We start from the raw sequence: 24,163 nt of genomic DNA, 5'->3' as shown, positions 1-24,163 counted from the left end.
GAAGGCAATATGTGTACTGTTGGTGGCGGACCGGATATAGGCGAGGTTGAGACCCTGGCGGCCAGGGACTATGAGTGTCTGGACTGTAAGAACAAGTTCCAGGGCATGGGAAGAAGGCCCATGTGCCCTTCCTGTGAATCAAGGAATGTAAAGGCAGTCTGAGCTCTGATCCAGGTCCCTCTGATCCAGGTCCATTAGAATTCAAAGGGCGGCGGTCGGCTGATTCACCCATCATGCATATCCCTTTAAGTGATGACGAGATCGCCTATATCGAGGGCGAGGATGGCACTATAGCCTTGGCCAAGAGCAAAGGGCGCTTTTTCTATCTGGAGACGGAGGAAAGGGAGGTCATTCTCTTCACTGAGCCTGAGGATCTGATGGTGGCCTCATCATTCGGCCGGGGGGAGATGATCAGGCGGGGCCTTCACTGCACCCTCTTTCAGCTCCGGGAGTTGGGCGCCCCTCTGATCGTCCTTCCCAAGGGCCATCCCGCCTCACCCCGTCTGAAGACAGTGGTATCCATTGGCCCCTTCACCCGGCTGAGCTGCACGATCCAGCCAGGAACCCATCCCGAGCAGAATGTGCTCTGCGGATCAGAGGAGTTCCACGGCCTGGAGATCATCGCCGAGCCCAGGGGTGCCGAGGTCAAGGGCTGGCTGGCGGAGGGGAAGGAGGCGGCATTGGTGGTGGAGAGGTTCTAGACCGATGAACTTCATTGGCTGAAAAGCATTGATGTATATTTGTGGATATTTGTGGACAAAGGGGAATCAGAGGCGAATTGAAGATGACTGAGATAAGAGAGGACAGCCTGGTCAGATACACCGGGACGGGCACCATTGGAAAGGTGAAGGTGCTTAAGACAGAGGATGATGGAAGCGTCTGGGCCTATCTGGACAGCACCGGGCTCTATTACCGGGTGGATACACTGGAGCCGATTGAGAAGCCTCCAGAGAGAAAGGAGCTTGAGGGCATGACGCTCGAGCAGATCCAAGAGAGGTTCAAGCAGACACAAGAGATGATGGAAGCCGTCAAGATGCAGGACGAGAACCTGGAGACGGGCGGATAGGCCGGAAAATTCCCTTCAAGGCTCTTCGCCAGGACCTGTGGGCAATGTATGGCTGAGAATTTGCTTTGTGAGACTGTGGCAAGTCACTGCGGCAAGTCACTGTGGCAGGTGACACTGTGGCAAGGCCCGAGAATCCGGCTTTGCCACAATGTCACAAAAACAAGCGAGCGATTGTGGCCGCGGTTTTGCCATAGATCAGCGAAGATCCATGAATAACACATTGGCGACATGTCGAGAATGATAGAAGCTATCTGGAAGCTTGAAGCGATTCTGGACAGTCATGTCTGCTTATCCCGCAGGGGCGATCTCCAAGAGATTTTAGATATTCTCAAAGAAGAGCTGGCATTATCCGAGGGCCTCCATAATGAGAAGAGAGCTGCTCCGTCCAGCAAGAGGATCGGGGTGGTGGTGCACGGCCCGGAGATCATAGACTCAGGGTGGGCTCTTTTGCTCATCAACCTTCTGAAGAGGATGGGCAGGGTGAAGGCCGTCCTGGGGGGGACAATGGGCCGGGTGGCGGTCATTGATGCTGCCTTGGAGGATGTGATCTCCATTCATTCCAGAAGACTGCCGAGCATCTCCATCAGGGATATGGCTGAGGACTCTGATATCATCATCATTCTCAACCAGGCCAAGAGCCGGGAGACGGGGCTCGCCTTCGGGACGATGGTGGCCAAGATCGCCGGAATTGACCTGCCATTGATACAGATCGATTGTGGCGGGCGGTTTGTGGCCGATCTCACCCTCCGCCCTGAGGCCTCGGGAGCATTCGATTCCGAGGATAATAATGATGCAAATAGCTATGAGGGGCTGAGAGCTGCCGCCCGGCTGGCAGATGATCTGGGGCTGGACCTCTTGCGGCCCCGCTCTCAAGAGAGAACCCTGGCCCGGGGGGACTCGGTGCGGCGCATTCTGACCGGGGTGATTCCCGGAGAGCTGATATCAGTAAACGGGACGGTCATCGGCCGGGCAATCGAGGCAGAGGTGCAGATCGAGGCCAAAGGGGGAGAGATTGTATCCCTGAGGGGGGCGGAGCCCAAAGCACATGGGCTGGAGAAGCTATCCAGGGTGGATCTGGAGAAGGCCATCATCCGCAGCGGCTCCATCCGGCGGAGCACTGCCCGGCCGAGGATCAAGGAGGTCCGGGGCGAGGGTGCAGCATTCATCGATCACTGTGCAGAAGATGCCTTTGAGGCTGCATCCGGAGCTGCTGTTGCCCTGACGGTGGGGGATGACACCACCGCCATTGCTGGTGATATCCTCGCCCGCCTGGGAATTCCAGTTGTAGGCATTGTGGACGGGGATGCTGACCACCTCGCCCAGAACCTGACTGTCGCGCCTGGGAGCACTATCATCCGGGTTCAGCCGGGCTATGATGATATCGTGGGCAGGCGGGCACATGACGAGATATTCGAGGGGAAGGAGAGGATCTCAATCAGCGCCCGCGATCTGGCGGAGAGGGTGAAAGAATTGGCAGGCGGGAATCTCATTCGAGCTACAGAGGTCTGTCCCCGCTATCCGCATAAGATATCGAAGAGCCCCTTGATCAGAAATAGATAGCATGAATTCGTTCATGCGCCAGATTAAATAGGTCGTTCAAAAATTGAACAGATCAGGTCCGATCTCGCCAGATCGCCTGCAGCTCCCGGTGGAAGGTGGCAGCAGTGGCGGTGTCGCCCAGGCCCACGGTTATCTTTGGCTCCCTCGCAAGAAGGGATGCGATTAAGATTTAGGAAATGTTAAAATAAACTATTGGATGATGGATGCCCCATTTCACATGCAGCTAACTAGACAATATATTATATAGTTAATCCATAGAGACGGAATTGTATGGCAAGCATAAATGATACGGCTAACAGAGAGGCAAGAGCTAAGTTAGGGATTTTGATAATTAATTTTTTAAAAGGAATACACGCAGCTATTGATACTGAGACGGAATTATTTTTAATGAATACCCCGCAGCTTGCTGCGGGGATGGTCCGGAAACCGTCTTAAGGAAAGCTGCATACTCTGCATGTAATGATTGAGGTAAAAAAGGCAAATCATTGTGCTTATAAAATCCGATATCATATGGTATTATAGCACTATCGCATAGGTTAGTGATGGTGGCAGAGCATATTTAATCACATGGTTTATATACTATGAAATACATATGCTCTGTGTCCCCACCATGACAGCAATAGCCACTAATTTCTTAAACCTTCCGTTTGCCCATCAGCTAGTGGATGCATTTAAAGAATACTCAAATGAGTACGAATTCACAGGGGAAGGTGTATTTCGCAGGACAATACCTCCTACTTGCCCGCAATATGGAAAACAGATGTGCCATAATGGCTCAATCAAGTATCATATTTTAGGTTTAGCAACTATAAAATTAGGTCGATATCATTGCAGCAAATGCAATCAGAGTCTGCAAGAAAGTAATATATTTCTAGATAATATGAAATTAGAAATCAGCAGGATCTTTGCAGGCTTATATCAATTTTCGCATAAATTTCTTTATGTCTAGCGGCATCTTGGTTTTAATCCAGTGAATCCAGACTCGCTTTACCGTCGATTCGCTGATTTTGAGATCCTCAGCGATTGACTTGGTGCTGCAGTTATTGGTTTTATAGCGGACTATGTACCTAATTTTTCTAGGAGTCAACTTCACAACTTTGTTCTTCTTTCCCATGCGCCAGTGATGGCTATATAAAGTCAAAAGTTTCGGGACTACAAACAAATGTCCCTAGAATAACATTTAAATATGCTTTAAGTAAAGAACAGAGCAAGATGCATGAAGACAAAATGAGGAAATTTTTAAAATATTATGAAAACGAAATAGAAAAAATATTCTCATTATCAATTACTAAATCTGCGTTATCTACAATAATATTGATTATTCCTCTTTTATACGAGCTAAATAGTGACATCGCAATCGAGTATAAATTATTTGCTATTATATTTGTTGCTTTAATTAATATATATTTAGTTAGGAATGAAATAATAAATCCTGATATTAAAATTGAAGAAATACTTGAAATGCTGATAAAAACTATCTCCAAGGGAGATAGGAAATCGATGAGCGAATATAGAGCAAATATCATGCTATACAATCAAATGTCAAATACATTAGATATGAAATATCATTATAATATGATGGGTTCCATAGATAGAGATCTTAGCATAGACTCGAAATCGGGGTGCTGCGGTATTGCGTTTAAATCTAAACAGCCCATATGGATAGATTTGGAAGAAAATCCAGAAGCGGGTTATGTTTCTGACAGAAAAAGGATTTGGGGTGATATGAAGAGCATAATATCAATTCCAATAAGTACTAATAATGGACGTGAAATCATAGGCATTCTTAATGTGGATAGCAAAAACAAAGTTGACTGTATCTCACAAGAAAATGTATATGAAATAATTAATATGTATTCATATATTATATCTAAAATTTTATAGAGGATTGATAATGAGTAAATTGCCTTTAGAGAAGATGTCTGAGGGAATATATACACTTCCTAAATCAGGACTGCCTTATACAAAAATATACATATCCTGTTATGATGAAAAGTTAAAAGGGAAACTGGCCAGCATATTTAACAGGATAAAATTATTAAATACTGGTATTCGTTATGAATTTTTTGATGATAATAAAAATGAAATACAAGAAGAAATGGAGATTAGATCTCAAATAGATGATTGCACCCATTTTGTTTCAATCCTATCAAATAAATTTTATGAATTCCATTCCCAGGAAGATTATGAAATAATAAATTTAATGAGTTTTGAACTAAGTATAGCACTAGAATGGGGTGGACCAATCTTTTGCTTTGTTCCTGAGGAAAAGCAGAAATATCACGAAGAATTACCGGCACCATGGGATAAGATAACTGATGCAATCCCGTACAAGGATATTCGAGATCTCGCAGCAAAGATATTATCTGAGATTTATATTGAGATCTTAATGTATAGAGACACACTATCGGACAAGGAGCAATCTGAATTGGGATTGTATAAGTATTTAGTAAATGATTTTGAGACGTTAGAACCCAAAATGAGAAACGATCTTTTAAGCTATCTATCTACGAAGGAATCTACAGCTCCAGGTATTGCACAGATACTTTTTATTTATTTTGATAGTATCAGCATAGAATCGAAAATTAAACTATTAAAAAATTTGTTGCACTTTGAATCTGCATCTAAATTATTACCTTGGGTCTTGGCCGATAAAAATGATCAAATTCCTGAAGAATTAAAGAAAATTCTGATTTATAAATTAATCGAAGATCAAGACTAACAGATGCATATAATTTGATTCCCAAAGAGAGTTTACATCAAAAATGAAACATGAAATCCGGGCGATGGTTCACTTCATCTCCAACCTAAAGGATGAGGAATTCGTGACCTTCCGCACTCCCGTAGTATTAAGCGATCAGGTCCGATCTCGCCTGATCGCCTGCAGCTCCCGGTGGAAGGTGGCAGCAGTGGCGGTATCGCCCAGGCCCACAGTGATGCGCGGCTCCCTCGCCAGGAGGGAGGGCATCAGGGACAAAACCAGTCCGTCTCTTTTTAGTGCAGCCCCTCTTCCCTCTTCAGCATTCACTGCTCCCAGGCGGCAGAACTCCCTCTGGGCCTCCAGACCGCGGGGATTGACCTCCTCCGGCGGCACCCCCTTTGCCGAGCCCGTGGCCGCCAGGGCAGCGGCAGAATCAGCCCCCCTTTGCAGAGCGAGCAGCTCATCCCTTGCAGTCAACCTGCCCTCCTCCATGATGCTCAGAATATAGTCTCGGGTGTGGACTGCGACCCGGAGGATGCCCAGCTCCTCACGCAGCCTGGCCGCCTTTTCCATCCTCTCCTGCCACTGGCTCCGTTCAGCCTCTGTGGATGCAGATGCCGGTGCGGGCAGGAGATCGGGATAGGAGATCTCCCCTGCCGCCGTCTCCAGCTCATCCTCGTTCATGCCCAGGCTGTCCGGAGGGATCCGGTCCAGGAGGGAGAGGAAGTGCCTGGCGATTCTCGGGCTCTGAAATGAGCCCATCTCCAGGTGGATGAACATATCAGGGTTGGCCTCCTTCCAGCCCCTGATCTGCTCGATCCTGGGAGGGAAGATATCCCGGTACCGATCCGGTGGGGCGAGGTGAAAGCCGGACAAGATGGCGCCATCGATATCCTGGATATTATCTTTGCAGTAGTCATCGAAGTCCGGGCTCGATGCCATTTGGGTGTTCACCGGATCATAGGTGGCAATGAAGCGGTTATCTTTGGCGGCAGATATCATCCCCTGAGGCGAGGGGATGCGATCCCTCTCTTTGAACTGGATGACAAAATGCAGTACCTTTGATTCCATGACCAGCCTTTCCGCTGCCCGGGAGGGCTCCATAAGGCGTCCTGAAACAGGAACCCTCACGCCAGAGGAAAGAAGCGCCCCCAGCCTGGGCTCAAGGGTGGGAGCATTCAAGATGGGGCTGGCTCCGAGAGTGGCAAGGAGGTTGGCCATGATGCCGGCGTTCCCTTCCCAGGCGAAGGCTCCAGGGAAAGGAGGACTCGATCTCCTCTGCCAGCTCCCGGCCTTCGACCAGGATCTCCGCTCCAGACCCGTTATGCATGCAGTGCAGGAGTGAGGAGATGAGGTCCTCCCGGCTTCTGATTGAGCCCTTTAGCTCGCCTCTTATACCAAAGGGATCGGCTGATTGGACGAACCGGGATATGCTCTCCTCCTCCAGATCGTATACAGCATCGAGATTGACCGGATAGGCACAAATGATATTCATGTGGTTGGAGATATGGATGATGACGAACTATATTAAAGGGTGTGGCAGGGCAAAAGGCTCATGATGGCCGATCACGGCCATTGAGGCCCTCAGCGAGGATGAAGCACGATAATAAGTCTGTCTTTAATTGAGGGGACAGACGTAGATGAGCAGGATCTGGGGATCTCTCTGGGGAATGCAAAACAGATCGTGGTTGGAAGGGCGTATGGATTAGGCAGAGGCGTATGGATTTGGCATAATTCTGCATATCGCTGCCACTACTCCGGCTGACCTGAGAAATGCTCTGATTGAGTTTGCGCAGATTTCAGGAGTCACGGATGTGACACTTCTGGCGAGCAGAAGCGATTAGAATTAAATCACCATGAAAATCCCAAACTGTATATATCTGTGCATACATACACAGAAGCATGGCATCCAAGAACATCTCCATTAGATACGACGTATATAAACTCCTTAAAGAGGCAAAGAGAGAAGAAGAGAGCTTCAGCGACGCAATAGAAAGGTTGCTTAAGAGGGATAAAGTCGATCTATCTGAATACTTTGGATCTCTCAAGGATGACCCGTTATTAGACCGGCTGGAGGCAGATTCTAAGAGGATTAGAGAAATGGCAAGGTCGAGAGTATGATCGTCCTGGATACCAGCGCTCTTATCGACCTATTCCGGGGTGGGGAGGTTATTAGAGGTGTATTAGGAGGCGACCTGGCAACTACTGTAGTAAATTATTATGAAATTTTTGTCGGCATAAGACGTTATAGGTCCAAAAAGGAGGAGAAATTTTTTCGAAGATTCTTTTCAGAGATCAAGATCCTGGATTTTGATCTGGCTGCTGCGGAAAGGTCAAGCGAGATCATGACCAGTCTCATAACCCTGGGGATTTCCGTCAATGCCTTCGATATACTCATCTCCGGGATTGCAGTGGCAAACGAATCTGAGACCTTAATCACAAAGGATAAGGATTTCGAGTCCGTTGCTAAGGTGACTGAACTGGACATTAAGGTTTACTGAAGAACGAATGATCAGCATCCTCTGCCATGATCCAGGATATGGCCCGCAAGGCTTATATTCGACTTGTGTCGTACTACGTCGAATGCCGTGATAGCGGCAGAGAGGATAGAGGAGTGGGGGCTTCTCTCTCCCTTTTCAGGCCGGACGTGTCAGGCCATATCATGGCACTTATTTCTTATACATCTTCAATCATCTCCGGTTCATGATCGCCTCAGTCGAGTGCTCTGTTGTATCCGGCGAGCTCTACGCCCCTCCCTCCAAGAGCTACACCCACCGCGCCATTCTGATCACCTCTCTTGGCCCAGGGGGGAGGGTCCTGCGGCCATTGCTCTCTGCTGATACTCTGGCCACAATCTCCGCCAGCGAGGCCTTCGGGGCTAGGATAAGCAAGGAAGAGAAAAAGGACGACCTTCATATCGAAGGGGTCCGGGATCAGCCCCAGACTCCCGAGGATGTGATCGACGTGCTGAACTCGGGCACCACATTGCGCTTCTGCTCGGCAGTGGCAGCGCTCACCCAGGGAGCCGTGCTGACCGGCGACTCCTCCATTCGCAGCCGGCCCAACGGACCCTTGCTTGCCGCTCTCAACCAGTTGGGGGCGGATGCCTTCTCCATTAAGAATAACGGCAGGGCCCCCCTGGTGATCAGAGGAAGGTTGAAGGGCGGCACAGCACATCTGCAGGGTGGGCTGAGCAGCCAGTTTCTCTCCGCCCTCTTCATCGCCTCTCCCCTGGCAGAGGGGAGACGAGGATCAAGATCGAGGGAGAGCTGAAGTCCCGCCCCTATGCAGAGATCACCCTGGATATGCTCCGTGATGCAGGGATCAGAGTGGAGGAAGAGGAGCAGGAGTTCATACTGCCCGGAGGGCAGAGCTTCGGCCTTGAGGAATACACCATTCCCGGCGACTTCTCATCCGCCTCCTATCCCCTGGCAGCGGCTGCAGTCACGGGATCGGAGCTGACAGTAAGAGGCATCCTGCCCTCCCGGCAGGGTGATTCGGCTATCATCGATATACTGGCTCTCATGGGGGCTCGGGTATCCTGGAACAGAGAATCAGGCGACCTGAGGATCAGGGGAGGAGAGCTGGAGGGGATAGAGATCGATGCCAGCAGAACTCCTGATCTGGTTCCCACCATCGCTGTCCTGGGCTCTGTGGCCAGGGGCAGGACGAGGGTGGTGAATGCAGAGCATGTCCGCCACAAGGAGACGGACAGGATTCATGCCATGGCCGTCGAGCTGACGAAGATGGGTGCGAAGATCAAGGAGCGCCCGGACGGCCTGGAGATCGAGGGTGGAAGGCTGCGCGGGGCGAGCGTTCACGGCTATCACGACCACAGGATAGTCATGGCCCTGACGGTGGCAGGTCTTGTGGCCGGAGAGACGAAGATCGATACGGCAGAGGCGGTGGATGTGAGCTACCCGGGCTTCTTCATGGAGATGGAGAGGCTGGGGGCGAGGGTGAGGGTTGAATGAGAGTACATCGAGCAGATTGGCAATGGGCGGGAGGAGATCTCGCCCCTGAGAGGTTCGATAAGGATGCAGCCAACCGAAGTTTGAGAAGGATGGAGTAGATTTCCTTCAGGCTGCTCATCCATTCTCTCCGATCCCATTGGCGCATTCCGCCAGCTCCGTCGGCAGAGAATGCTCTCGGCCTTCAGCTTATTTTTGTAAACCAGCAAAGAGAACGGCTCTTTTTCCTGCCACCGCTCTTAAGCCCTCTATCGCCTGTATAACAATCTGCACAGGCTGCCTCTAATCGGATATAGGTGAGAGCCAGCCGAGTCTCTGTATGTATGCTCCCATGCATCAGAATGCGGCATTTAATTTAAAAATTTAAAAATTTAAAAATTAAAAGTGTAATTACATAAAGCCGTATGGTAGAATCCAGTGGAAAGGAGGTGAGAAAGGCGGGAAATGATCCCTGCCCATTACTCATATCACACTCCTGAGGAGCGGCGGAGTATACAGGATCAGATGCCGCCTGCTATCATTCTCCAGGGATGATCTGCTTCAAATCGATTTGAGCTGCTCGTCTATTCGCCTGATCTTATTGGCGCATTCCGCCAGCTCCGTCAGCAGGAAATGGCGCTCGGCCTTCAGCTTATTTTTATAAACCAGCAGAGAGGATGAGCTTCTTTTCCTGCTATCAGATTCCATCGGCCTACCATCCGGCCCTGAGCATAACTGCTGTGAGGCCTATCCCTATGAATGCTCCCAGACAGAGGAATATCTCCACTAAGGGGGCATTTTTCGATCCGTAGTTCTGGTTTACGAGTGCATCGTATAGGGTTTCATAGTATCCTCTCATTGCATCGCCCCCATTCTAGCCACGATGTCCATGGAGAAGACCGATCCGAATATCAGTACAGTCAGAGTCAGTGCGAACAAGATCTCATCTGCATGCCGGATGCTGTCTGCATGGGCTCTCATGTAGCCTGCTTTGGAACCAAGCAGCCTGGCTCCAATTCCAGAGAGCTCACAGTGCTCATTATGCCTGCTGATTTTGCTTATTTCATTTTTTCCAATCATTTTTTACTTCCCGAAAGGATGGGTGAGCTGCATTTTTCGCCCCATATCCGCCAGAATTCTCGATTCCCCATTGATGGAGAAGCAAGAACTCCACGCAGGCCAATATCATTAAGAGACCGGCAATCTCTTATGCCGCCCATCCTTCCAATTAAGGTTTTTATAAGTCTATTCCAATTCAATAACGCCATTTGGCGATCGAACATCAGATACCCAACCCAGATCAGGCCGGATTGGGTGTTACAGTCCCGGTTTTTTTACAGATGCATCTAAGGATACATCGCTGCCGTGCTCTCTACTAAAAATGGAACTGCTGAGCTTCGACATGCCAATTAGTTTAAGCACAATCTATATGAATTTTACTGTCGATTAAGGATGTTAATCAAGTATGTAAATTAAGTATGTAAATTAACTCATGAATGTAAATTAGCTTAAATATATAAACTAATTTAAGTATGTGGATTGAGTCAATTATGTAGATTAAGTTAATTATGTAAATTAAGTTAATTATAAATGTAGATTTAGTCAATTATATAGATTAATGTGGATTGAGCTAATTATGTAGAGTTATGTAGATTAAGCTAATTATTTAAATTATTGTAAATTGAATTAATTATGTAAATCAATGTAGATTAAGCTAATTATGTAGGGTAATGTAGATTAAGCTAATTATGTAGGGTAATGTAGATTAAGCTAATTATGTAGGATAATGTAGATTAAGCTAATTATGTAGGATAATGTAGATTAAGCTAATTATGTGGAGTAACCATATAAATACAGAATATAAATTCATGATGAAAACTTATAATATAAACCTGTGATGTAGATTTCAATGTAAATTTATGATATAAAATTACGATATAAACTTACTATATAAACTTACAATGTGATCGTTATGCAGAATTAATATATAAACCTAAAATATAACATTATTCGGAAAGAAGAAGGCCATTCGACCTGATATCCATCGGCTGAGAGGCAGGCCATGGCTGAGGCTTGCTGCTTCACTTTTTCGCTTTTTCATCATCAATGCTCTTCTCTTTTCCTGCGCAGGAAGAGGTACACAAAGAACGGAACTCCCAGAAAGGAGGTCATGATGCCCACGGGCAGTACCATCGGTGCTAACAGGACTCTGGAAAGAGTATCAGAGCCCAAGAGCAAGAGAGCGCCCACAAGAGCAGAGCCCGGCAGGAGGAACCTGTGATCGCCGCCTATGGCCATCCTGGCTATATGAGGCGAGACCAGGTCAATGAAGCCAATGGTCCCAGTGAAGCAGATTATGCTGGCGGTGATCAGAGAGGCCAGCATGGTATGTACCACTCTCGTTCGCTCTACATTCACTCCCAGGCTGGCGGCAGTCTCATCCCCCGCTCCGAGAGCATTGAGATCCCATGACCTGGTGATGAGATAGGGAAGACAGATTATGAGAACTGCCAAGACCATCCCCGCCTTCTCCCAGGATGACCGACCGAGGCTGCCCATCATCCAGAAGACAACCTCATGCACCTGCTCTGACCTGGCGGCGTACTGAAGAAAGGAGGTTAAGGCATTGAAGAGGTACATGATGGCAATTCCCGCCAGGATCATAGTCTCTGGTGTCACCCCCTTGTACCTGGCCAGCCCATAGACGGCGAAAGATGCCAGGAGGGTGAAGATGAAGGCATTACCGATGACCATCCACTGCCCGCCGATGATGCCAGCGCCCATAATGATGGCCAGTGCTGCTCCGAAGCTGGCAGCAGATGAGACTCCCAGGGTGAAGGGGCTTGCCAGAGGGTTCTTCAAGACCCCCTGCATCACAGCCCCGGCGACCGCCAGCCCCATGCCAGCAACTATGCTCATTATGATCCTGTGAAGGCGCAGATCCCAGACGATCATATCGGTAAATGCTGTGGATTGAAAGCGCTCTGGAAAGAACCTGGCTAAAATGGAGTGATAAGCATCCTGGCTGCTGATATCTGCCGAGCCCTGGGTGATAGCCACCCCGGCCAGGGCGACTATTCCCATGATCATGACCAGGAAGAAGAGCACCTTTCTGGCAATGAACCTCTGATATTTATGTCGAAGCTCACTCCCTCTTAAGGCGCTCATTTCACTGTCTCTTGATTGTTGATTTTTGCAATAATTCAGACGGCTTCAGGATGCTTCTGGATGGATGAACCGGAAGAACATCTCCAGGCCATCGACTATCCTCGGTCCGGCGCGGGTTATAATATCACCCTCGGCCTGGTATATTTGATCGTTATTGCGGGCATCCGTCAGATTCAGGCTTCTATCTGTCTTGGCCCATTGGAAAGGCAGGTCCATTCCCTCGCCCATGCCAGTGCAGGTGATTATCACCTCCGGGTTCCGGACTGCTATCGCCTCTGGATCTACCTGAGGATATCCCGAAAGATCATGGAATATGTTGGTTCCCCCTGCCAGCTCGATGATCTCATCCTCGAAGCTCCCAGTGCCAACGGTCTTGACGGGATCGTGCCAGACGATGTAAAGAACCCTCTTCTTCTGAAGAGCCTCTGATCTATCTGACACGGCCTTAATTCTGGATTCCATCTCATCGGCGAGGGCGTCCGCCTCAGCCTTCTTTCCTGTGATTATTCCGACCTTTTTTATAGATGTGAGAATTCCAGAGAGGTTTTTCGACTCGACGACATAGGTCAGAACGCCCACCTTCTCCAGTGAGGGAATAGTATTGTTGATGCTGATATCACTGGCCAGAACGAGATCCGGTTTCAGCGAGAGGATCTTCTCTACATCCGGATCAACATACCCCCCAATAACAGCGATCTTTCCGCTCTTCTTCAGGCTCTCCACCTCCGGGGGATAATTGCAGTACTTTGTCACGCCCACAACGTTATCCCCAAGTCCGAGAGCAAATAGTATCTCTGTGTTCGAGGGTGCAAGGGAGATGATCCTCTCCGGAGCACTGGTGATATTAACCGGTCTTCCCAGGTCATCGGTTGCAGTTATGGGCCAGAATTCCTCCGAGCCGGCGGCAGTGAAGAAAAGCAGCATTGCAGCCAGCAGTAAAGCTATCGACTTAATTCTCAATCTCTCTCACCTCTAACAATCTAAACAACCTGGATTAAAACAAGTACAGTTGGTTTAAAGCTTTTGGTAAGGGGGGAAGCATTATCTTTATCAGAATCAACTCCTGTATTTCATAGAAGGTGGACTGATTCTGATGCCCGTATCATATCTTATCTCCCTGGATGAGAGAAGCTCTGACCGGACGGGCGGAGGCGATCAGGCCGCTATACGTCTGATAAATAGGCTCCTGGCAGAGGGGGTGCCGGTTCAATGGGCACAGGAGGAGATCCTGGCAGGAGAGAGGAGCTATCCCGCAGGCACCTTTTTCCTGTCGCTTCCTTTCAAGATTGAGAGCAAGATACCCTGTGATGTAATCGTCCTCTGGCTGGAGCAGCAGGCGAGGAGAGAGGGCCTGCTTTGCATCCAAAAGACCGCCGAGCAGCTTTCGACGAGGTCAATAGCACTCGTCCCGCCACGCATTGCCCTTTTTTACGACCATACAACATACGACAATGCTCTGATGCACTCTCTTGCTTTCCGCGGCATGGGCTTTGAGGCAGCTTTGGTCAATGCGGAGGATCTTCTGCAGGATGATGACGATCCGGACAGCATCCTGGCCCGATCCAACGTCTTTGTGATGCCCGGAGGCTCAATGCATTTCTCTTCCTTCGCCTCAGAGGAGGAGGCTCTTCAAGGGTTAGAGAACATACGCAGCTTCATTTACAAGGGAGGAGGATACATAGGAGTATGCGCAGGCGCAACTGAAGCCCTGATGGGAAATCCGCATCCGGATCTGAATATTGTGGACGCATCCTATCGCGCAGATTGGTTCGAGCCCAGGGATGCCATTGCCGGCGACTGGGAATGGAGGAGCCTCATCGGGCCGCTCTATCTGGAGATAGTTGATCCCTCCCATCCGATAATGTTCGGCTACAGTCAAGGCTCTCCCAGCCTCGGTTCGGGCCCGCTCGTCCGGATGGACTACTTCGGCGGGCCGAGCATCTTTGAGACCGGCGATTCGGTGGCTGTGCTGGCCAGGTATAAGGCGCCCATTGATCAGAGGCCATCAGACAGGGTTAAAGATATCTGGGGAAGCGCTGCCATCATCTCCTCCCGCTTTGGATCGGGCGGGGTTGTCCTCTTCGGCCCCCATCCAGAGTGGTCCGGATCCTGCCACAGGATGTACGCTCAGGCCCTCTATTATGCCGCCTCCAAACCCAGGCGGTCCGTGCTCGCCAGCTACAGCCGGAGCCCTCCTGCAACAATCAGCAGAGAACGAATCTTGGCCATTGCACAGACGGCAGAATCGGCCCTGCCCATCCTGGAGAGCTGCAAGAGGATGTGCAGTGCCATAGTCTCCCTGGGAGCGGGAGACAGGTCAGACCCATTGGGCCTATGGTATGACAGAACAATGCTCACCTACTCAGAGGCTCTCTGCAATCAGATGAGAGAGATCGCCATCTGCTGCCTGGAGCTGGAGCAGCAGTACAGCAGGCTGAGCGCATTCAAGTCGCTTCTTGGCGGCAATGCTCAAGCCATGGAGTGGATCGAACAGGTTCAGATGGCTGCGGATCAGTTTTTTGATTATGCTGAGAGCCTGTCTTCGGGGTATCAAGAAGCCAGCGATATGAATGGACCAATTAGTGGATTCTCTGAGCTCCTCTCTGCCATAGAGGATATGGAGAAGAAGATAAGGGAGGTTGATATGCCCTGTGCTGTCAATTATGCAGAGCTCTTCCACAGATACAGGGGTATGAATGCCCTCCTGCTTGCCAACCAGACCGAGGATTGCAGAGAAGCACGGGATGAATTGCATCTTATCATCTCCTCATCTGACCCTCCAGGACCTCTATATGAGTGTATGATCACCCTGCGTCAGACCCTTGACCTGATGCAATACAGTGTTGGGGCCCACCTGATCAACCTGCTCAACAGGGCCGACCATGCCAGGGATGTCTTCTCGCTCTATGATTGCGCCCTGAAGAATCTGCTTGCCGGAGGAGAATAATCCAGGATCAATGCTCTGCCGCTGCCCTCACCTGGACTGCCAGCCCTCTTTTGATCTGCAGCATCTCCTCTGGAGAGAGGATGGCAGTGCCCGTGGCTAAAAGTCCGTCCTGAGGATCAACGATCAGAACCTCCTCGCCAGCTCTGATCTCCGGGTCGACGGCGAGGACATGTCTGGCAAATAGATTTCCCCCTTTGGCTATGAATGCTGCTGCATCATCAGAGGCCGTCACCCTTTGCCTGGGGCTCTTCAGCAGACGGTGCAGCCTCTCTGCGCCGATCATGCTCAAAGTCAAGAGGTTATCCTTAGCTCGCACTGTGGCCACCCTCTCCTTATCCCAGTAGAGATATCTCAGCCGGCGGGTCTTGGAGAGGCTGTATGTCGTGCCTTCGGGAAAGAGAGCCTCCCCTGCGCCCCGGCCAAACTGATAATCGGCGATCATCCTCGCTCGTTTAAGCATCCTGCTCCAATCTGCTGCAGGCGATAAAAGAGTTATGGTGCCGGTGCCAGAGCATCATGGAGCCGATGCCATCGGGTATGATTCACAGGAGGGGAGAGCGGATTTCGCCCTCTTACCATAATCTATTTTGCCCTCCTCAGTAAACCACCCCCCATCCTGCTAATTAGCGCCGGTGATTCGATTTGAAACCCTTAGATGTTGTTGATCCCGAAATCGCGTCTGCCATCCAGTCTGAGCTGGAGAGGCAGCGGAATAATATCATCCTGATTGCATCAGAGAACTTCACCAGCAGAGCGGTCATGGAGGCGCAGTGCTCTGTCATGACCAATAAGTATGCTGAAGGCTATCCAGGCAAACGCTATTATCGTGGCACGGGCTGCGTGGATCTGGCCGAGGAGCTGGCAAGGGAGCGCTGCAAGAAGCTCTTTGGCGCAGAGCATGTGAACGTCCAGCCCCATAGCGGCACTCAGGCCAATATGGCGGCCTATTTTGCCGTCCTCAATGTCGGAGATACCATCATGGGCATGAACCTCGCTCATGGTGGCCACCTCTCCCACGGCAGCCCGGTCAACTTCTCAGGCAAGATGTACAAGATCGTTCCCTATAATGTCTCCAGGGAGACGGAGATGCTGGACTACTCCGATATGGCTGATATCGCCCGCAAGTCCCGCCCCCAGATCATTGTGGTGGGTGCATCCAGCTATCCCCGGATAATCGATTTCAAGGCGGTGCGCCAGATCGCCGATGATGTGGGGGCTATGGTTATGGCAGATATCGCCCATATCGCCGGCATGTGTGCTGTGGGCGCTCATCCCTCCCCTGTGCCTTATGCTGATATCGTCACCACCACCACTCATAAGACCCTGCGGGGGCCGCGGGGTGCTGTGATCATCTGCAAAGAGGAGCTTGCGCCGGCCATTGACCGCTCTGTCTTTCCCGGGACCCAGGGCGGCCCGTTCATGAACTCCATAGCGGCAAAGGCTGTGGCCTTCAAGGAGGCCTTGACCCTGGAGTTCAGGGAGTACCAGTTCCAGGTGATAAGAAATGCCCGCGCCATGGCCGAGAGGCTGCTGAAAAATGGCTTCGATCTGGTCAGCGGGGGCACAGACAATCATCTTCTCCTGGTCAAGCTCCTGAAGGAGGGCATCACCGGGAAGATGGCTGATGAGACTTTGGAGAGGGCGGGAATCACCCTGAACAAGAATATGATCCCCTTCGACCCGGCCAAGCCCTTCGTCACCAGTGGCATCCGGATGGGCACTCCGGCCATGACCACCAGAGGGATGAAAGAGAAGCAGATGCTCCAGATCGCTGACCTGATCACCAGGGTGCTCCGCGACATCGACAATGAGAAGACTATAACTGAGGTTCGCTCCGAGGCCCGGGCCCTGTGCGACCAGTTTCCCCTGTATCCTGATATGGTGTGATCAAACTGGCAGCGATAATCGATGGAAAGGCTCTGGCTGCTGAGGTGGAAAAAGAGAGCCTGGCCAGGGCGAAGAGGCTGGCGGAGAAGGGCATCGTCCCCGGGCTGGCCACTCTCCTGGTGGGGGAGAATCCGGCCTCGCAGATGTACATCAGGCTCAAGCATTCTGCCTGCTCCCGGGCGGGGATAAGATCTGAGAATGTGCTCCTGCCGGAGAGCAGCACAGAAGAGGAGATCATCGCCAAAATCCAGGAGCTAAACCAGCGGGAGGATGTCAATGGCATACTACTGCAACTGCCCCTGCCCGGCGGCCTGAACCCTCAGAGGGCGATGATGAGCATTCTGCCAAAGAAGGATGTGGATGGCTTTCATCCTCTCAATATGGGCTCTCTGCTCCTGGGAGTGGAGAGGCTGGTGCCCTGTACCCCTCTGGGGATCATCTATGCCCTGGAGAGGCTGGACATCAGGCTGGAGGGGGCGGAGGTGGTGATCGTTGGCCATAGCAATGTGGTAGGCAAACCCTTAGCAGCCATGATGCTCAACCGAAATGCCACTGTTCAGGTATGCCATGTCTTCACCCGCGATCTGGCCGAGCATACCCGTGATGCAGAGATACTGGTGGTGGCTGCGGGCGTCCCGGGCTTGATCAGGAAGGAGATGGTCCGGCCGGGGGCCTATGTCTTTGATGTGGGCATCAACCGGGTAGGGGACAGGACGGTGGGAGATGTGGAGTATGAGGCGGTCTCTGAGATCGCTGGAGCGATAACCCCGGTTCCTGGCGGGGTGGGGCCGCTGACTGTAGCCATGCTCCTCCGCCAGACCCTGAAGGCTGCTGAGGAGCAGACAGGTTCCAGCCAGTAGAGAGATCGAACGGGAATCAGATCGAATGGAAATCAGATCGAACGGAAATCAGATCGAACGGAAATCAGATCGAATGGAGATCTGATCGAACGGGAATCAGATCGAATGGAGATCAGATCGAATGGAGATCAGATCGAATGGAGATCAGATCGAATGGAGATCAGATCGAATGGAGATCAGATCGAAATAATACAAAGGAGAGGATCAGAGGATGTCTTTGGTAGTCGCCCTGGCAAAGAGCAAGGAGGCAGTGATAGGGGGCGACAGGCGTTCCATCACCTTCCTGGGAAGCTGCCCTGAGCTTGAGCAGGATCTTTACAGCGGCCTGATCAAGGATGATGAGGCCCTGTTGGCCCGAGCAAAGGAGGCCGGGGCCACATTGCAGGTAGCGGATGGCAGAGATAAGGTCTGGAGGCGGGGTGACATTCTAGTGGGGGAGGTTACAGAGATCACCCCTCAACTTGATAGGCGCAGGAGGATCTATGTCACCCCTGGGGCCCATCTGCAGGTCGAGATCTCCGGAAATGAGGTCAGAGTCAAAGATCGAGGAGTGGCGGGGTGCATCATTTATGGCAACCGCTTCACCCAGCAGATCGCAGTATCGATTGTTGTTCAGGCCAGCGGCCGGGTGGATGAGGCTCTGGTTCGAGAGATCTTCCAGAAGGCAGGAGAGCAGACTGCCTCTGTCAGCCGGGAGTATGTGATATTGAGGAGCGAGAGAAGGCTTTCCGATCCCCAGAAGGCTTTGGAGGAGGCCCTGGACGGGGACTGCCAGGAGAACGGCTGGAGGCTATGCGCTCCGCTGTGATCCTGGCAGGGGGAAGGAGCCAGCGTCTGGGCCGGGAGAAGGCCCTCCTGCAGTTCGATAACAGGCCGCTCATCTCCTGGACAGCGGAGATCCTCCTCTCTGCTGCCGATGAGCTGGTGGTGGTGGCCAGGGATCGAGGGCATGCCGGAAGCCTGGAGGAGATCGTATCAGACAAAGCACATCCGGATCGGGCCGGGATTCGCTTCACCTGGGACAGCATCAATGGCTTCGGGCCGGTGGCGGGCATCGAGGCCGGGTTGAGGGCGGCCAGGGGCAGGCTTGCCTTTGTCACAGGATGCGATCTTCCTTTCTTGAACAGAATGGTGATCCAGAGGCTCTTTGAGCTGGCAGACCGGGGCTCAGGTTATGAGGCGGCAGTTCCGGTGCAGCCCGATGGACGCTTTGAGCCTCTCCATTCAGTCTACGAGAGGGAGAGGATGCAGCATGCCTGTCAGAGGGCCTTGGAGAGGGGAGAGAGGAAGGTTAATCTTCTCCTGCAGGAGTTGCATGTCAGCTGGGTTCCAATAGAGCAGCTTCTGCCGCTTGACTGCGAACAGCTCTCCTTTTTCAATCTCAATACCAGAGAGGATCTGGAGAAGGCCCAATCTCTCTGGGCGGAGAGGAGATGAAGGATTTTTTAAACGGCTTATTGGACCTGAAAGAGAGCAGTCTCTGGATCTTAAGGAATCAGGGCTACTGTTAAATGTACTGCTTGAGAACCTGATATACGATATAGGCTACCGCCAGGAAGAGGGCCAATTTGGCCAGAGACCAGAAACTGTTCCAGAGGATGAGGGTTACCAAGACGGCCAGCAATATCAGCACCAGGTTCTTCTCACGGCTCATTCCCAACTGTTGCAGTTTATATCCCCTCCTTGGCATGACTGTCCATGGTTGGAATTAGTATTAATCTCTTTTCCTATTACAGCCCTGTAGCAGCAGAACTTCTAAAATATTCTAAAGGCCTGCTTTCTGGTGATTCAGGGAACCAAAAGCATTATACCTCTTCGTTCCTTTTCCAGGCTGGTGAATCTGATTTGGACAAGCTTGAGCTGGTGATGAGGAATACTGAAGAGATAGTGACCGTGGATGAACTGAAGGGTCTGCTGGAGAAGTCCAGCCGCCCGCGGGCTTATGTGGGTTATGAGACCAGCGGCAAGATCCATCTGGGCCATATGCTGACTGCCAATAAGCTCCTCGATCTGCAGAGGGCGGGCTTCGATGTAGTGGTTCTCCTGGCTGATCTGCATGCCTTTCTCAATGAGAAGGGAAGTCTGGAGGAGGTGCGCCGGATCGCAGATTATAACCGGGACTGCTTTATGGCCCTGGGACTGGACCCGGAGAGAACGGAGTTCGTCTATGGCACAGACTACCAGCTCAAGCCCGATTTCATGCTGAAGATCCTGCAGATGGCCAGAAATACCTCTTTGAACCGGGCCAGGCGGAGCATGGATGAGGTGAGCCGCAGTGCAGAAAACCCCATGGTCTCCCAGATGATCTATCCTCTGATGCAGGCTGTGGATATCGCCGACCTCAGGATCGATCTGGCAGTGGGAGGCATAGACCAAAGAAAGATCCATATGCTGGCCCGGGAGGAGCTGCCCCGCCTGGGACTGCCCGCGCCCGTATGTCTGCATACCCCCCTGATCCCGGGACTGAACGGGGAGAAGATGTCCTCTTCAAAGGGGAACAACATCGCTGTGGATGAGCCAGCCGAGGATGTGGAGAAGAAGATCAAGAGCGCCTTCTGCCCGGCCCAGGTGGTGGAGAACAACCCAGTGCTGGCCATATGCAGGTACCACATCTTCCCCCGGATGGAGGAGGGGATGACTATAAAAAGGCCGGAGAAGTTCGGCGGCGATGTGCATTATGCCAGCTATGAAGGGCTGGAGGCGGACTTCGTCAGCGGGGCCTTGCACCCCATGGACCTTAAGAAGGCCTGTGCAGAGGATATGATCGAGATCTTAGCTCCAGTGCGGGAGAGGATGAAGGCGTGAATAATGCTATAATTATTAATTATTCAAGCGCGGCATAGAGAGCTGAGGATGGTCTCATGCCAAATAGGGCGGCCGAAGTTCAGCTATTTGTCTTTGGCAGCCTTTTTCTTCTCCGATGGGATTTTCTCTGCCATCTCATCAACCTCTCCTGCTCCCTGCGCCAGCAGCTCATCCTCATCCCCGGTGAGAATCTGGAGCAGCCGGGAAAACTCCCCTGCATGAACCCTCTCCTCATTGGCGATGTCGATCAGCACCTCTCTGGCCAGAGGGTTATCTGTAGCCTCGGCATGAGCCATATAAAGATGGACTGCCTCATGCTCTGCTGCCAGGTCAAGGCGTATGGCCCGGATCAATTCCTCTTTAGTCAATTTTCGCTCAGGCACTTTTCCGCTGAATGGATTGACAAACTCAGCCATTTTTTAATCCCTCCTTTTATTATAGGCCTTAAAAGCAAATAAGCCTTTGGATGGCAGATCGCTCACTGAGATAGTCGAGGTCTGTGCCCGGATGCTAGTGGTTGCGGATGGGCTGATTTAAGGACGGCTTTGGCTTCGAGATTGGATGGGGCAGCTATCGAGACTGCATAAGACCGGCTATCGAGGCTGCATAGACTGGCTATCGAGACCGCATAGACCGGTTTGGGACTGCATAAGACCGGCTATCGAGACTGCATAAGACCGGCTATCGAGACTGCATAAGACCGGCTATCGAGGCTGCATAAGACCGGCTATCGAGACCGTATAGACCGGTTTGGGACTGCAATCCTCATATACTTGCAGGCCTTACATGTAGAAGATGCAATGGGAACTGGTTGGCTGGTGTGCTGCTCTGTTGACGATGTTCGGATTCGTCCCCCAGATCCTCAAGATCTATCGCACTGAGTCGGTCTCAGATGTCAGCCTGATCATGCTGCTTCAGTTCTCACTGGGCATGCTCCTATGGCTGCTCTATGGCATATCCCTCCAGGATCGCGTTCTGATCGTCTCCAATACAGTATCTTTTCTCACCCTCACTGTGGCCACCGGGATGTATATGAAGTACAGAAAAAGTGGTGCCGGATCTCTGTAATACCGGCTGGATAATTGATAATTGCTCTCAGCCTGATCGTCTTCAGCCTAATTGCCATCAGCCTTCATCCATCTCGATTATCTTGCTTTTGATCCTCTCCTGCAGCCTCTCCAGAGAGGCTTTTGTGCTCAGGCGATTGTCGCAGGGGGATGTGTCCTTGGGATTGCAGCCTGCCAGGAGATCCATCACCCTGTCGGCCATGTCAAAGGCCCCCTGCTCCTCCAGATGCTGCAATAAAATACTGGTACGAGAATTGAAATCCCGGCATTTTCCCGCCTGGGAGATGGCAGCCTCATGCAGGTCATAGAGCAAAGAGAGCTCCTTTTGGATCTGCAGCCAGCCGTCCCTGTTCATCGTCATGTATCATTCAGGCCGTGATGCCCTCTTCATCAAGCAGGGCTTCCGACATAAGCACTCTGACCTTCTTGATGCGGTTCTTCTCCATATTTTCTATGATGAATCTCGCATCCATGTAATCGATGGACTCGCCCTGCTTGGGAAGTCTGCTCAATTGCTGTATCATGAAGCCACCTATTGATTCATAGTGCTCTGATTCGATGTTGGTGCCGATCAGCTCGTTTAGCTCCTCGATCCGGGTGCTTCCATCAACGATGTATTCCCCCTCCCGGACGGTCTCGATCTCTTTGGTTACTATGTCATACTCGTCTGAGATCTCTCCCACGATCTCCTCGACAAGATCCTCCATGGTCAGGATCCCAGCTGTGCCCCCATACTCATCCAGGACTATGGCCATATGCGTTCTGTGATTCTTCATCTCATTGAAAAGCTCAGCGGTATTCATGAACTCGAAGGTATAGTAAGGCTTTTTCACGAACTTTTTCATGTCAAAGTCCTCTTTGGATTCCAGGTAGACCAGATCCTTGACATTGAGAATGCCTACAATATTATCGATTCTGTTGCTATACACAGGATAGCGGGAGAACTGCTCAGCTCTTATTATTTTTATGACATCGCTATAAGTAGCATTTATATTGATGGCGATGATATCCATCCTCGGGACCATAACATCTTTCACCAGTTGGTCTGTAAAGTCGAAGACATTGCAGATCATCGTCTTTTCATGATCTTCGATGACCCCCTCCTCCTCGCCCAAGTTCACCATGGACTTCAGCTCCTCTTCAGTGATCGAGGGCAGTTTGACATCAGTTCTGCAGCCGAAGAGTCGCAAGAAGATGCCGGCTACATGGGTGAAGATGGTTACTATTGGGCTTAAAAAGTACTCCAAGAGAGAGATGGGCTTTGCCACTATGAGAGCGATCCTTTCAGATTTCTGAGCAGCCAGGGATTTGGGAGTGATCTCTCCGAATATGAGCACCAGCATGGTCGTTATGCCGGTTGCAATGCCCACACCGTTATTGCCAAAATACTTTATCGCCAGGACTGTAGCAATAGATGATGCGCCGATATTTACCAGATTATTGCCCAAGAGGAGAGTGCCCAGCAGGCGGCCGGGGTCACCCCTCAGCTCGTTTATTGTTCCGGCTCCCTTGACCTTCTCCTCAACCATATGGATGAGCCTGATCTTGCTCAGAGACATCAATGCTGTCTCGGAGGCAGAGAAGAAAGCCGACATGCAGAGCAGAAATCCAAAAAGTACTAAAAGCGCAGTGGTACTCAGATCCAAAGCCAATTCCTCGTTCCTGGTCCGAAGACATCGGAGAATCCAGTATGCATGGTCATTTATCAAATTACTTTAGGTAATTGAGCAAATAAACCTTTCCCTGTATGGATGAACGACCATTATAAATACGAGCGATTATATGGAATATATTCGAAAATAAATGATGAAATGAAATATCTTTTTGAAAATATTGGATTTTCTGATGGATAACAAGGCATATGATTACTCAAAAGCAGACATATTTAAAGGAGATGGGATCAGCCGAACGACTATCCGTTCTGCCCAGAAAATCCAGCACTCATCTTGGATTTAATCTGCGATTGATGGTATTAATGTATTGGTATCACCATTCCATTGAATCGAACTTTTGTTCTCTTATGGGCCTCCGTGCTTCGCCCGTTTTCGCATGAGTCTATAGGCCGTCCTCAAGGCCTGACGGCCCCTCGACCCCTGGGCCACAGGGGGTCATGAGCTTTGGGATGCTGTTATTCTTACGTCAAGAATGCTCA

At 50.8% G+C, this 24,163-nt stretch carries 29 protein-coding genes and 1 pseudogene; 17 read left to right on the top strand and 13 right to left on the bottom strand.

What is annotated here, in order from left to right; genetic code table 11:
• The first annotated feature begins 9 nt into the window (after positions 1-9).
• The 5 genes from IPI63_RS09440 (at position 10) to IPI63_RS09420 (ending at position 3,061) form a co-directional block, all read left to right on the top strand.
• Positions 10-162, top strand: a complete 153-nt coding sequence (locus IPI63_RS09440; RefSeq protein ID WP_214064746.1) for a hypothetical protein — start codon at positions 10-12, stop codon at positions 160-162.
• A gap of 71 nt (positions 163-233) precedes the next feature.
• Positions 234-701 (top strand): hypothetical protein, encoded by a 468-nt coding sequence (locus IPI63_RS09435; protein WP_214064747.1) that lies wholly within the window; start codon positions 234-236, stop codon positions 699-701.
• Positions 702-784: 83 nt separating this feature from the next.
• Positions 785-1,066, top strand: a complete 282-nt coding sequence (locus IPI63_RS09430) for a DUF2098 domain-containing protein (protein WP_214064748.1) — start codon at positions 785-787, stop codon at positions 1,064-1,066.
• Between the two features lie 237 nt (positions 1,067-1,303).
• Positions 1,304-2,626: a DUF2117 domain-containing protein gene (locus IPI63_RS09425; protein ID WP_292478113.1), complete on the top strand. Its 1,323-nt coding sequence runs from the start codon at positions 1,304-1,306 to the stop codon at positions 2,624-2,626.
• Between the two features lie 270 nt (positions 2,627-2,896).
• Positions 2,897-3,061 carry a hypothetical protein gene (locus IPI63_RS09420; RefSeq protein ID WP_292478111.1) on the top strand — a complete coding sequence of 55 codons (165 nt, stop codon included), beginning with the start codon at positions 2,897-2,899 and terminating at the stop codon, positions 3,059-3,061.
• Positions 3,062-3,539: 478 nt separating this feature from the next.
• On the opposite strand, the gene IPI63_RS12960 is transcribed toward IPI63_RS09420, so the two are convergent.
• On the bottom strand, positions 3,540-3,740 hold the full coding sequence (locus IPI63_RS12960; protein WP_366850816.1) for a hypothetical protein: 201 nt from the start codon (positions 3,738-3,740) through the stop codon (positions 3,540-3,542).
• A gap of 98 nt (positions 3,741-3,838) precedes the next feature.
• On the opposite strand from IPI63_RS12960, the gene IPI63_RS09415 reads away from it, so the two are divergent.
• Together IPI63_RS09415 and IPI63_RS09410 are read left to right on the top strand one after the other, a co-directional pair.
• Entirely contained in the window at positions 3,839-4,510 is a 672-nt protein-coding gene (locus IPI63_RS09415) for a hypothetical protein (protein ID WP_292478109.1), read from the top strand.
• Positions 4,511-4,544: 34 nt separating this feature from the next.
• Positions 4,545-5,348 (top strand): hypothetical protein, encoded by an 804-nt coding sequence (locus IPI63_RS09410; protein WP_292478107.1) that lies wholly within the window; start codon positions 4,545-4,547, stop codon positions 5,346-5,348.
• A 135-nt stretch (positions 5,349-5,483) separates the two neighbouring features.
• Here IPI63_RS09410 and IPI63_RS09405 read toward each other — a convergent pair whose 3' ends face one another.
• The gene (locus IPI63_RS09405) at positions 5,484-6,509 is read right to left on the bottom strand and encodes an ADP-dependent glucokinase/phosphofructokinase (RefSeq protein WP_292478105.1); all 1,026 of its coding nucleotides are present in this window, start codon (positions 6,507-6,509) and stop codon (positions 5,484-5,486) included.
• Positions 6,490-6,822 carry an ADP-dependent glucokinase/phosphofructokinase gene (locus IPI63_RS09400; protein ID WP_292478104.1) on the bottom strand — a complete coding sequence of 111 codons (333 nt, stop codon included), beginning with the start codon at positions 6,820-6,822 and terminating at the stop codon, positions 6,490-6,492. The genes IPI63_RS09405 and IPI63_RS09400 overlap by 20 nt, the downstream gene beginning before the upstream one ends.
• 407 nt (positions 6,823-7,229) lie before the next feature.
• Here IPI63_RS09400 and IPI63_RS09395 point away from each other — a divergent pair, with 407 nt between their 5' ends.
• The 3 genes and pseudogenes from IPI63_RS09395 (at position 7,230) to aroA (ending at position 9,301) form a co-directional block, all read left to right on the top strand.
• Complete coding sequence (locus IPI63_RS09395; RefSeq protein WP_214064751.1) at positions 7,230-7,448, top strand: antitoxin VapB family protein; 219 nt, start codon at positions 7,230-7,232, stop codon at positions 7,446-7,448.
• Positions 7,445-7,828, top strand: a complete 384-nt coding sequence (locus tag IPI63_RS09390; protein WP_292478103.1) for a type II toxin-antitoxin system VapC family toxin — start codon at positions 7,445-7,447, stop codon at positions 7,826-7,828. Before IPI63_RS09395 ends, IPI63_RS09390 begins: the two co-directional genes overlap by 4 nt.
• 202 nt (positions 7,829-8,030) lie before the next feature.
• Positions 8,031-9,301, top strand: a pseudogene (gene aroA, locus IPI63_RS12955) (3-phosphoshikimate 1-carboxyvinyltransferase).
• Between the two features lie 537 nt (positions 9,302-9,838).
• Here aroA and IPI63_RS09375 read toward each other — a convergent pair.
• The 5 genes from IPI63_RS09375 to IPI63_RS09355 all read right to left on the bottom strand — a co-directional run bounded on the left by IPI63_RS09375 (position 9,839) and on the right by IPI63_RS09355 (position 13,405).
• Complete coding sequence (locus IPI63_RS09375; RefSeq protein WP_292478100.1) at positions 9,839-9,985, bottom strand: hypothetical protein; 147 nt, start codon at positions 9,983-9,985, stop codon at positions 9,839-9,841.
• A 4-nt stretch (positions 9,986-9,989) separates the two neighbouring features.
• Positions 9,990-10,136 (bottom strand): hypothetical protein, encoded by a 147-nt coding sequence (locus tag IPI63_RS09370; protein WP_214064755.1) that lies wholly within the window; start codon positions 10,134-10,136, stop codon positions 9,990-9,992.
• Entirely contained in the window at positions 10,133-10,258 is a 126-nt protein-coding gene (locus IPI63_RS09365; protein ID WP_292478099.1) for a hypothetical protein, read from the bottom strand. Before IPI63_RS09365 ends, IPI63_RS09370 begins: the two co-directional genes overlap by 4 nt.
• Before the next feature lie 1,122 nt (positions 10,259-11,380).
• Positions 11,381-12,445, bottom strand: coding sequence for an iron ABC transporter permease (locus tag IPI63_RS09360; RefSeq protein ID WP_292478098.1), 1,065 nt, complete (start codon positions 12,443-12,445; stop codon positions 11,381-11,383).
• A gap of 45 nt (positions 12,446-12,490) precedes the next feature.
• On the bottom strand, positions 12,491-13,405 hold the full coding sequence (locus tag IPI63_RS09355) for an ABC transporter substrate-binding protein (RefSeq protein ID WP_292478096.1): 915 nt from the start codon (positions 13,403-13,405) through the stop codon (positions 12,491-12,493).
• A 133-nt stretch (positions 13,406-13,538) separates the two neighbouring features.
• On the opposite strand from IPI63_RS09355, the gene IPI63_RS09350 reads away from it, so the two are divergent.
• Positions 13,539-15,392 (top strand): BPL-N domain-containing protein, encoded by a 1,854-nt coding sequence (locus IPI63_RS09350; RefSeq protein WP_292478095.1) that lies wholly within the window; start codon positions 13,539-13,541, stop codon positions 15,390-15,392.
• Positions 15,393-15,399: 7 nt separating this feature from the next.
• Here the strand turns inward: IPI63_RS09350 and IPI63_RS09345 are convergent, their stop codons facing one another.
• Positions 15,400-15,852, bottom strand: coding sequence for a PUA domain-containing protein (locus IPI63_RS09345; RefSeq protein ID WP_214064759.1), 453 nt, complete (start codon positions 15,850-15,852; stop codon positions 15,400-15,402).
• A 182-nt stretch (positions 15,853-16,034) separates the two neighbouring features.
• Here IPI63_RS09345 and glyA point away from each other — a divergent pair, with 182 nt between their 5' ends.
• The 4 genes from glyA to IPI63_RS09325 all read left to right on the top strand — a co-directional run bounded on the left by glyA (position 16,035) and on the right by IPI63_RS09325 (position 19,576).
• Complete coding sequence (gene glyA, locus IPI63_RS09340) at positions 16,035-17,279, top strand: serine hydroxymethyltransferase (protein WP_292478094.1); 1,245 nt, start codon at positions 16,035-16,037, stop codon at positions 17,277-17,279.
• Complete coding sequence (locus tag IPI63_RS09335) at positions 17,276-18,139, top strand: bifunctional 5,10-methylenetetrahydrofolate dehydrogenase/5,10-methenyltetrahydrofolate cyclohydrolase (protein WP_292478093.1); 864 nt, start codon at positions 17,276-17,278, stop codon at positions 18,137-18,139. Before glyA ends, IPI63_RS09335 begins: the two co-directional genes overlap by 4 nt.
• 211 nt (positions 18,140-18,350) lie before the next feature.
• Entirely contained in the window at positions 18,351-18,947 is a 597-nt protein-coding gene (locus IPI63_RS09330; RefSeq protein ID WP_214064762.1) for a DUF2121 domain-containing protein, read from the top strand.
• Positions 18,932-19,576, top strand: coding sequence for a molybdenum cofactor guanylyltransferase (locus IPI63_RS09325; RefSeq protein ID WP_292478091.1), 645 nt, complete (start codon positions 18,932-18,934; stop codon positions 19,574-19,576). The genes IPI63_RS09330 and IPI63_RS09325 overlap by 16 nt, the downstream gene beginning before the upstream one ends.
• Positions 19,577-19,646: 70 nt before the next feature.
• Here the strand turns inward: IPI63_RS09325 and IPI63_RS09320 are convergent, their stop codons facing one another.
• The gene (locus tag IPI63_RS09320) at positions 19,647-19,829 is read right to left on the bottom strand and encodes a hypothetical protein (protein ID WP_214080224.1); all 183 of its coding nucleotides are present in this window, start codon (positions 19,827-19,829) and stop codon (positions 19,647-19,649) included.
• A 155-nt stretch (positions 19,830-19,984) separates the two neighbouring features.
• Between IPI63_RS09320 and IPI63_RS09315 the strand changes: the two genes are divergently transcribed.
• Positions 19,985-20,944 (top strand): tyrosine--tRNA ligase, encoded by a 960-nt coding sequence (locus IPI63_RS09315; protein WP_214064765.1) that lies wholly within the window; start codon positions 19,985-19,987, stop codon positions 20,942-20,944.
• An 83-nt stretch (positions 20,945-21,027) separates the two neighbouring features.
• Here IPI63_RS09315 and IPI63_RS09310 read toward each other — a convergent pair whose 3' ends face one another.
• Positions 21,028-21,360, bottom strand: coding sequence for a ferritin family protein (locus tag IPI63_RS09310; protein ID WP_214064766.1), 333 nt, complete (start codon positions 21,358-21,360; stop codon positions 21,028-21,030).
• A gap of 379 nt (positions 21,361-21,739) precedes the next feature.
• On the opposite strand from IPI63_RS09310, the gene IPI63_RS09305 reads away from it, so the two are divergent.
• Positions 21,740-22,012 carry a SemiSWEET family sugar transporter gene (locus tag IPI63_RS09305; protein ID WP_214064767.1) on the top strand — a complete coding sequence of 91 codons (273 nt, stop codon included), beginning with the start codon at positions 21,740-21,742 and terminating at the stop codon, positions 22,010-22,012.
• A 57-nt stretch (positions 22,013-22,069) separates the two neighbouring features.
• On the opposite strand, the gene IPI63_RS09300 is transcribed toward IPI63_RS09305, so the two are convergent.
• A complete protein-coding gene (locus tag IPI63_RS09300; RefSeq protein ID WP_214064768.1) occupies positions 22,070-22,372 on the bottom strand; it encodes a hypothetical protein in 303 nt (100 codons plus the stop codon).
• Positions 22,373-22,379: 7 nt separating this feature from the next.
• Positions 22,380-23,657 (bottom strand): HlyC/CorC family transporter, encoded by a 1,278-nt coding sequence (locus tag IPI63_RS09295; protein ID WP_292478089.1) that lies wholly within the window; start codon positions 23,655-23,657, stop codon positions 22,380-22,382.
• Positions 23,658-24,163 lie beyond the last annotated feature (506 nt).

Source organism: Methanothrix sp., assembly GCF_016706325.1.
GTDB lineage: Archaea > Halobacteriota > Methanosarcinia > Methanotrichales > Methanotrichaceae > Methanothrix.
The sequence above is the reverse complement of the archived record's forward strand: the minus strand, read 5'-3'. Positions and strand labels throughout refer to the sequence as shown.

What these genes read in the sequence shown, in the direction of transcription:
- IPI63_RS09300 (WP_214064768.1), bottom strand. Translation starts at nt 22,372, where the DNA reads ATGACGATGAACAGGGACGGCTGGCTGCAGATCCAAAAGGAGCTCTCT.
- IPI63_RS09365 (WP_292478099.1), bottom strand. Translation starts at nt 10,258, where the DNA reads ATGAGAGCCCATGCAGACAGCATCCGGCATGCAGATGAGATCTTGTTC.
- IPI63_RS09345 (WP_214064759.1), bottom strand. Translation starts at nt 15,852, where the DNA reads ATGCTTAAACGAGCGAGGATGATCGCCGATTATCAGTTTGGCCGGGGC.
- IPI63_RS09425 (WP_292478113.1), top strand. Translation starts at nt 1,304, where the DNA reads ATGATAGAAGCTATCTGGAAGCTTGAAGCGATTCTGGACAGTCATGTC.
- IPI63_RS09320 (WP_214080224.1), bottom strand. Translation starts at nt 19,829, where the DNA reads ATGCCAAGGAGGGGATATAAACTGCAACAGTTGGGAATGAGCCGTGAG.
- IPI63_RS09310 (WP_214064766.1), bottom strand. Translation starts at nt 21,360, where the DNA reads ATGGCTGAGTTTGTCAATCCATTCAGCGGAAAAGTGCCTGAGCGAAAA.
- IPI63_RS09350 (WP_292478095.1), top strand. Translation starts at nt 13,539, where the DNA reads ATGCCCGTATCATATCTTATCTCCCTGGATGAGAGAAGCTCTGACCGG.
- IPI63_RS12960 (WP_366850816.1), bottom strand. Translation starts at nt 3,740, where the DNA reads ATGGGAAAGAAGAACAAAGTTGTGAAGTTGACTCCTAGAAAAATTAGG.
- IPI63_RS09390 (WP_292478103.1), top strand. Translation starts at nt 7,445, where the DNA reads ATGATCGTCCTGGATACCAGCGCTCTTATCGACCTATTCCGGGGTGGG.
- IPI63_RS09435 (WP_214064747.1), top strand. Translation starts at nt 234, where the DNA reads ATGCATATCCCTTTAAGTGATGACGAGATCGCCTATATCGAGGGCGAG.
- IPI63_RS09330 (WP_214064762.1), top strand. Translation starts at nt 18,351, where the DNA reads ATGTCTTTGGTAGTCGCCCTGGCAAAGAGCAAGGAGGCAGTGATAGGG.
- IPI63_RS09305 (WP_214064767.1), top strand. Translation starts at nt 21,740, where the DNA reads ATGCAATGGGAACTGGTTGGCTGGTGTGCTGCTCTGTTGACGATGTTC.
- IPI63_RS09375 (WP_292478100.1), bottom strand. Translation starts at nt 9,985, where the DNA reads ATGGAATCTGATAGCAGGAAAAGAAGCTCATCCTCTCTGCTGGTTTAT.
- IPI63_RS09415 (WP_292478109.1), top strand. Translation starts at nt 3,839, where the DNA reads ATGCATGAAGACAAAATGAGGAAATTTTTAAAATATTATGAAAACGAA.
- IPI63_RS09400 (WP_292478104.1), bottom strand. Translation starts at nt 6,822, where the DNA reads ATGAATATCATTTGTGCCTATCCGGTCAATCTCGATGCTGTATACGAT.
- IPI63_RS09410 (WP_292478107.1), top strand. Translation starts at nt 4,545, where the DNA reads ATGTCTGAGGGAATATATACACTTCCTAAATCAGGACTGCCTTATACA.
- IPI63_RS09360 (WP_292478098.1), bottom strand. Translation starts at nt 12,445, where the DNA reads ATGAGCGCCTTAAGAGGGAGTGAGCTTCGACATAAATATCAGAGGTTC.
- IPI63_RS09395 (WP_214064751.1), top strand. Translation starts at nt 7,230, where the DNA reads ATGGCATCCAAGAACATCTCCATTAGATACGACGTATATAAACTCCTT.
- IPI63_RS09370 (WP_214064755.1), bottom strand. Translation starts at nt 10,136, where the DNA reads ATGAGAGGATACTATGAAACCCTATACGATGCACTCGTAAACCAGAAC.
- IPI63_RS09430 (WP_214064748.1), top strand. Translation starts at nt 785, where the DNA reads ATGACTGAGATAAGAGAGGACAGCCTGGTCAGATACACCGGGACGGGC.
- IPI63_RS09440 (WP_214064746.1), top strand. Translation starts at nt 10, where the DNA reads ATGTGTACTGTTGGTGGCGGACCGGATATAGGCGAGGTTGAGACCCTG.
- IPI63_RS09420 (WP_292478111.1), top strand. Translation starts at nt 2,897, where the DNA reads ATGGCAAGCATAAATGATACGGCTAACAGAGAGGCAAGAGCTAAGTTA.
- IPI63_RS09325 (WP_292478091.1), top strand. Translation starts at nt 18,932, where the DNA reads ATGCGCTCCGCTGTGATCCTGGCAGGGGGAAGGAGCCAGCGTCTGGGC.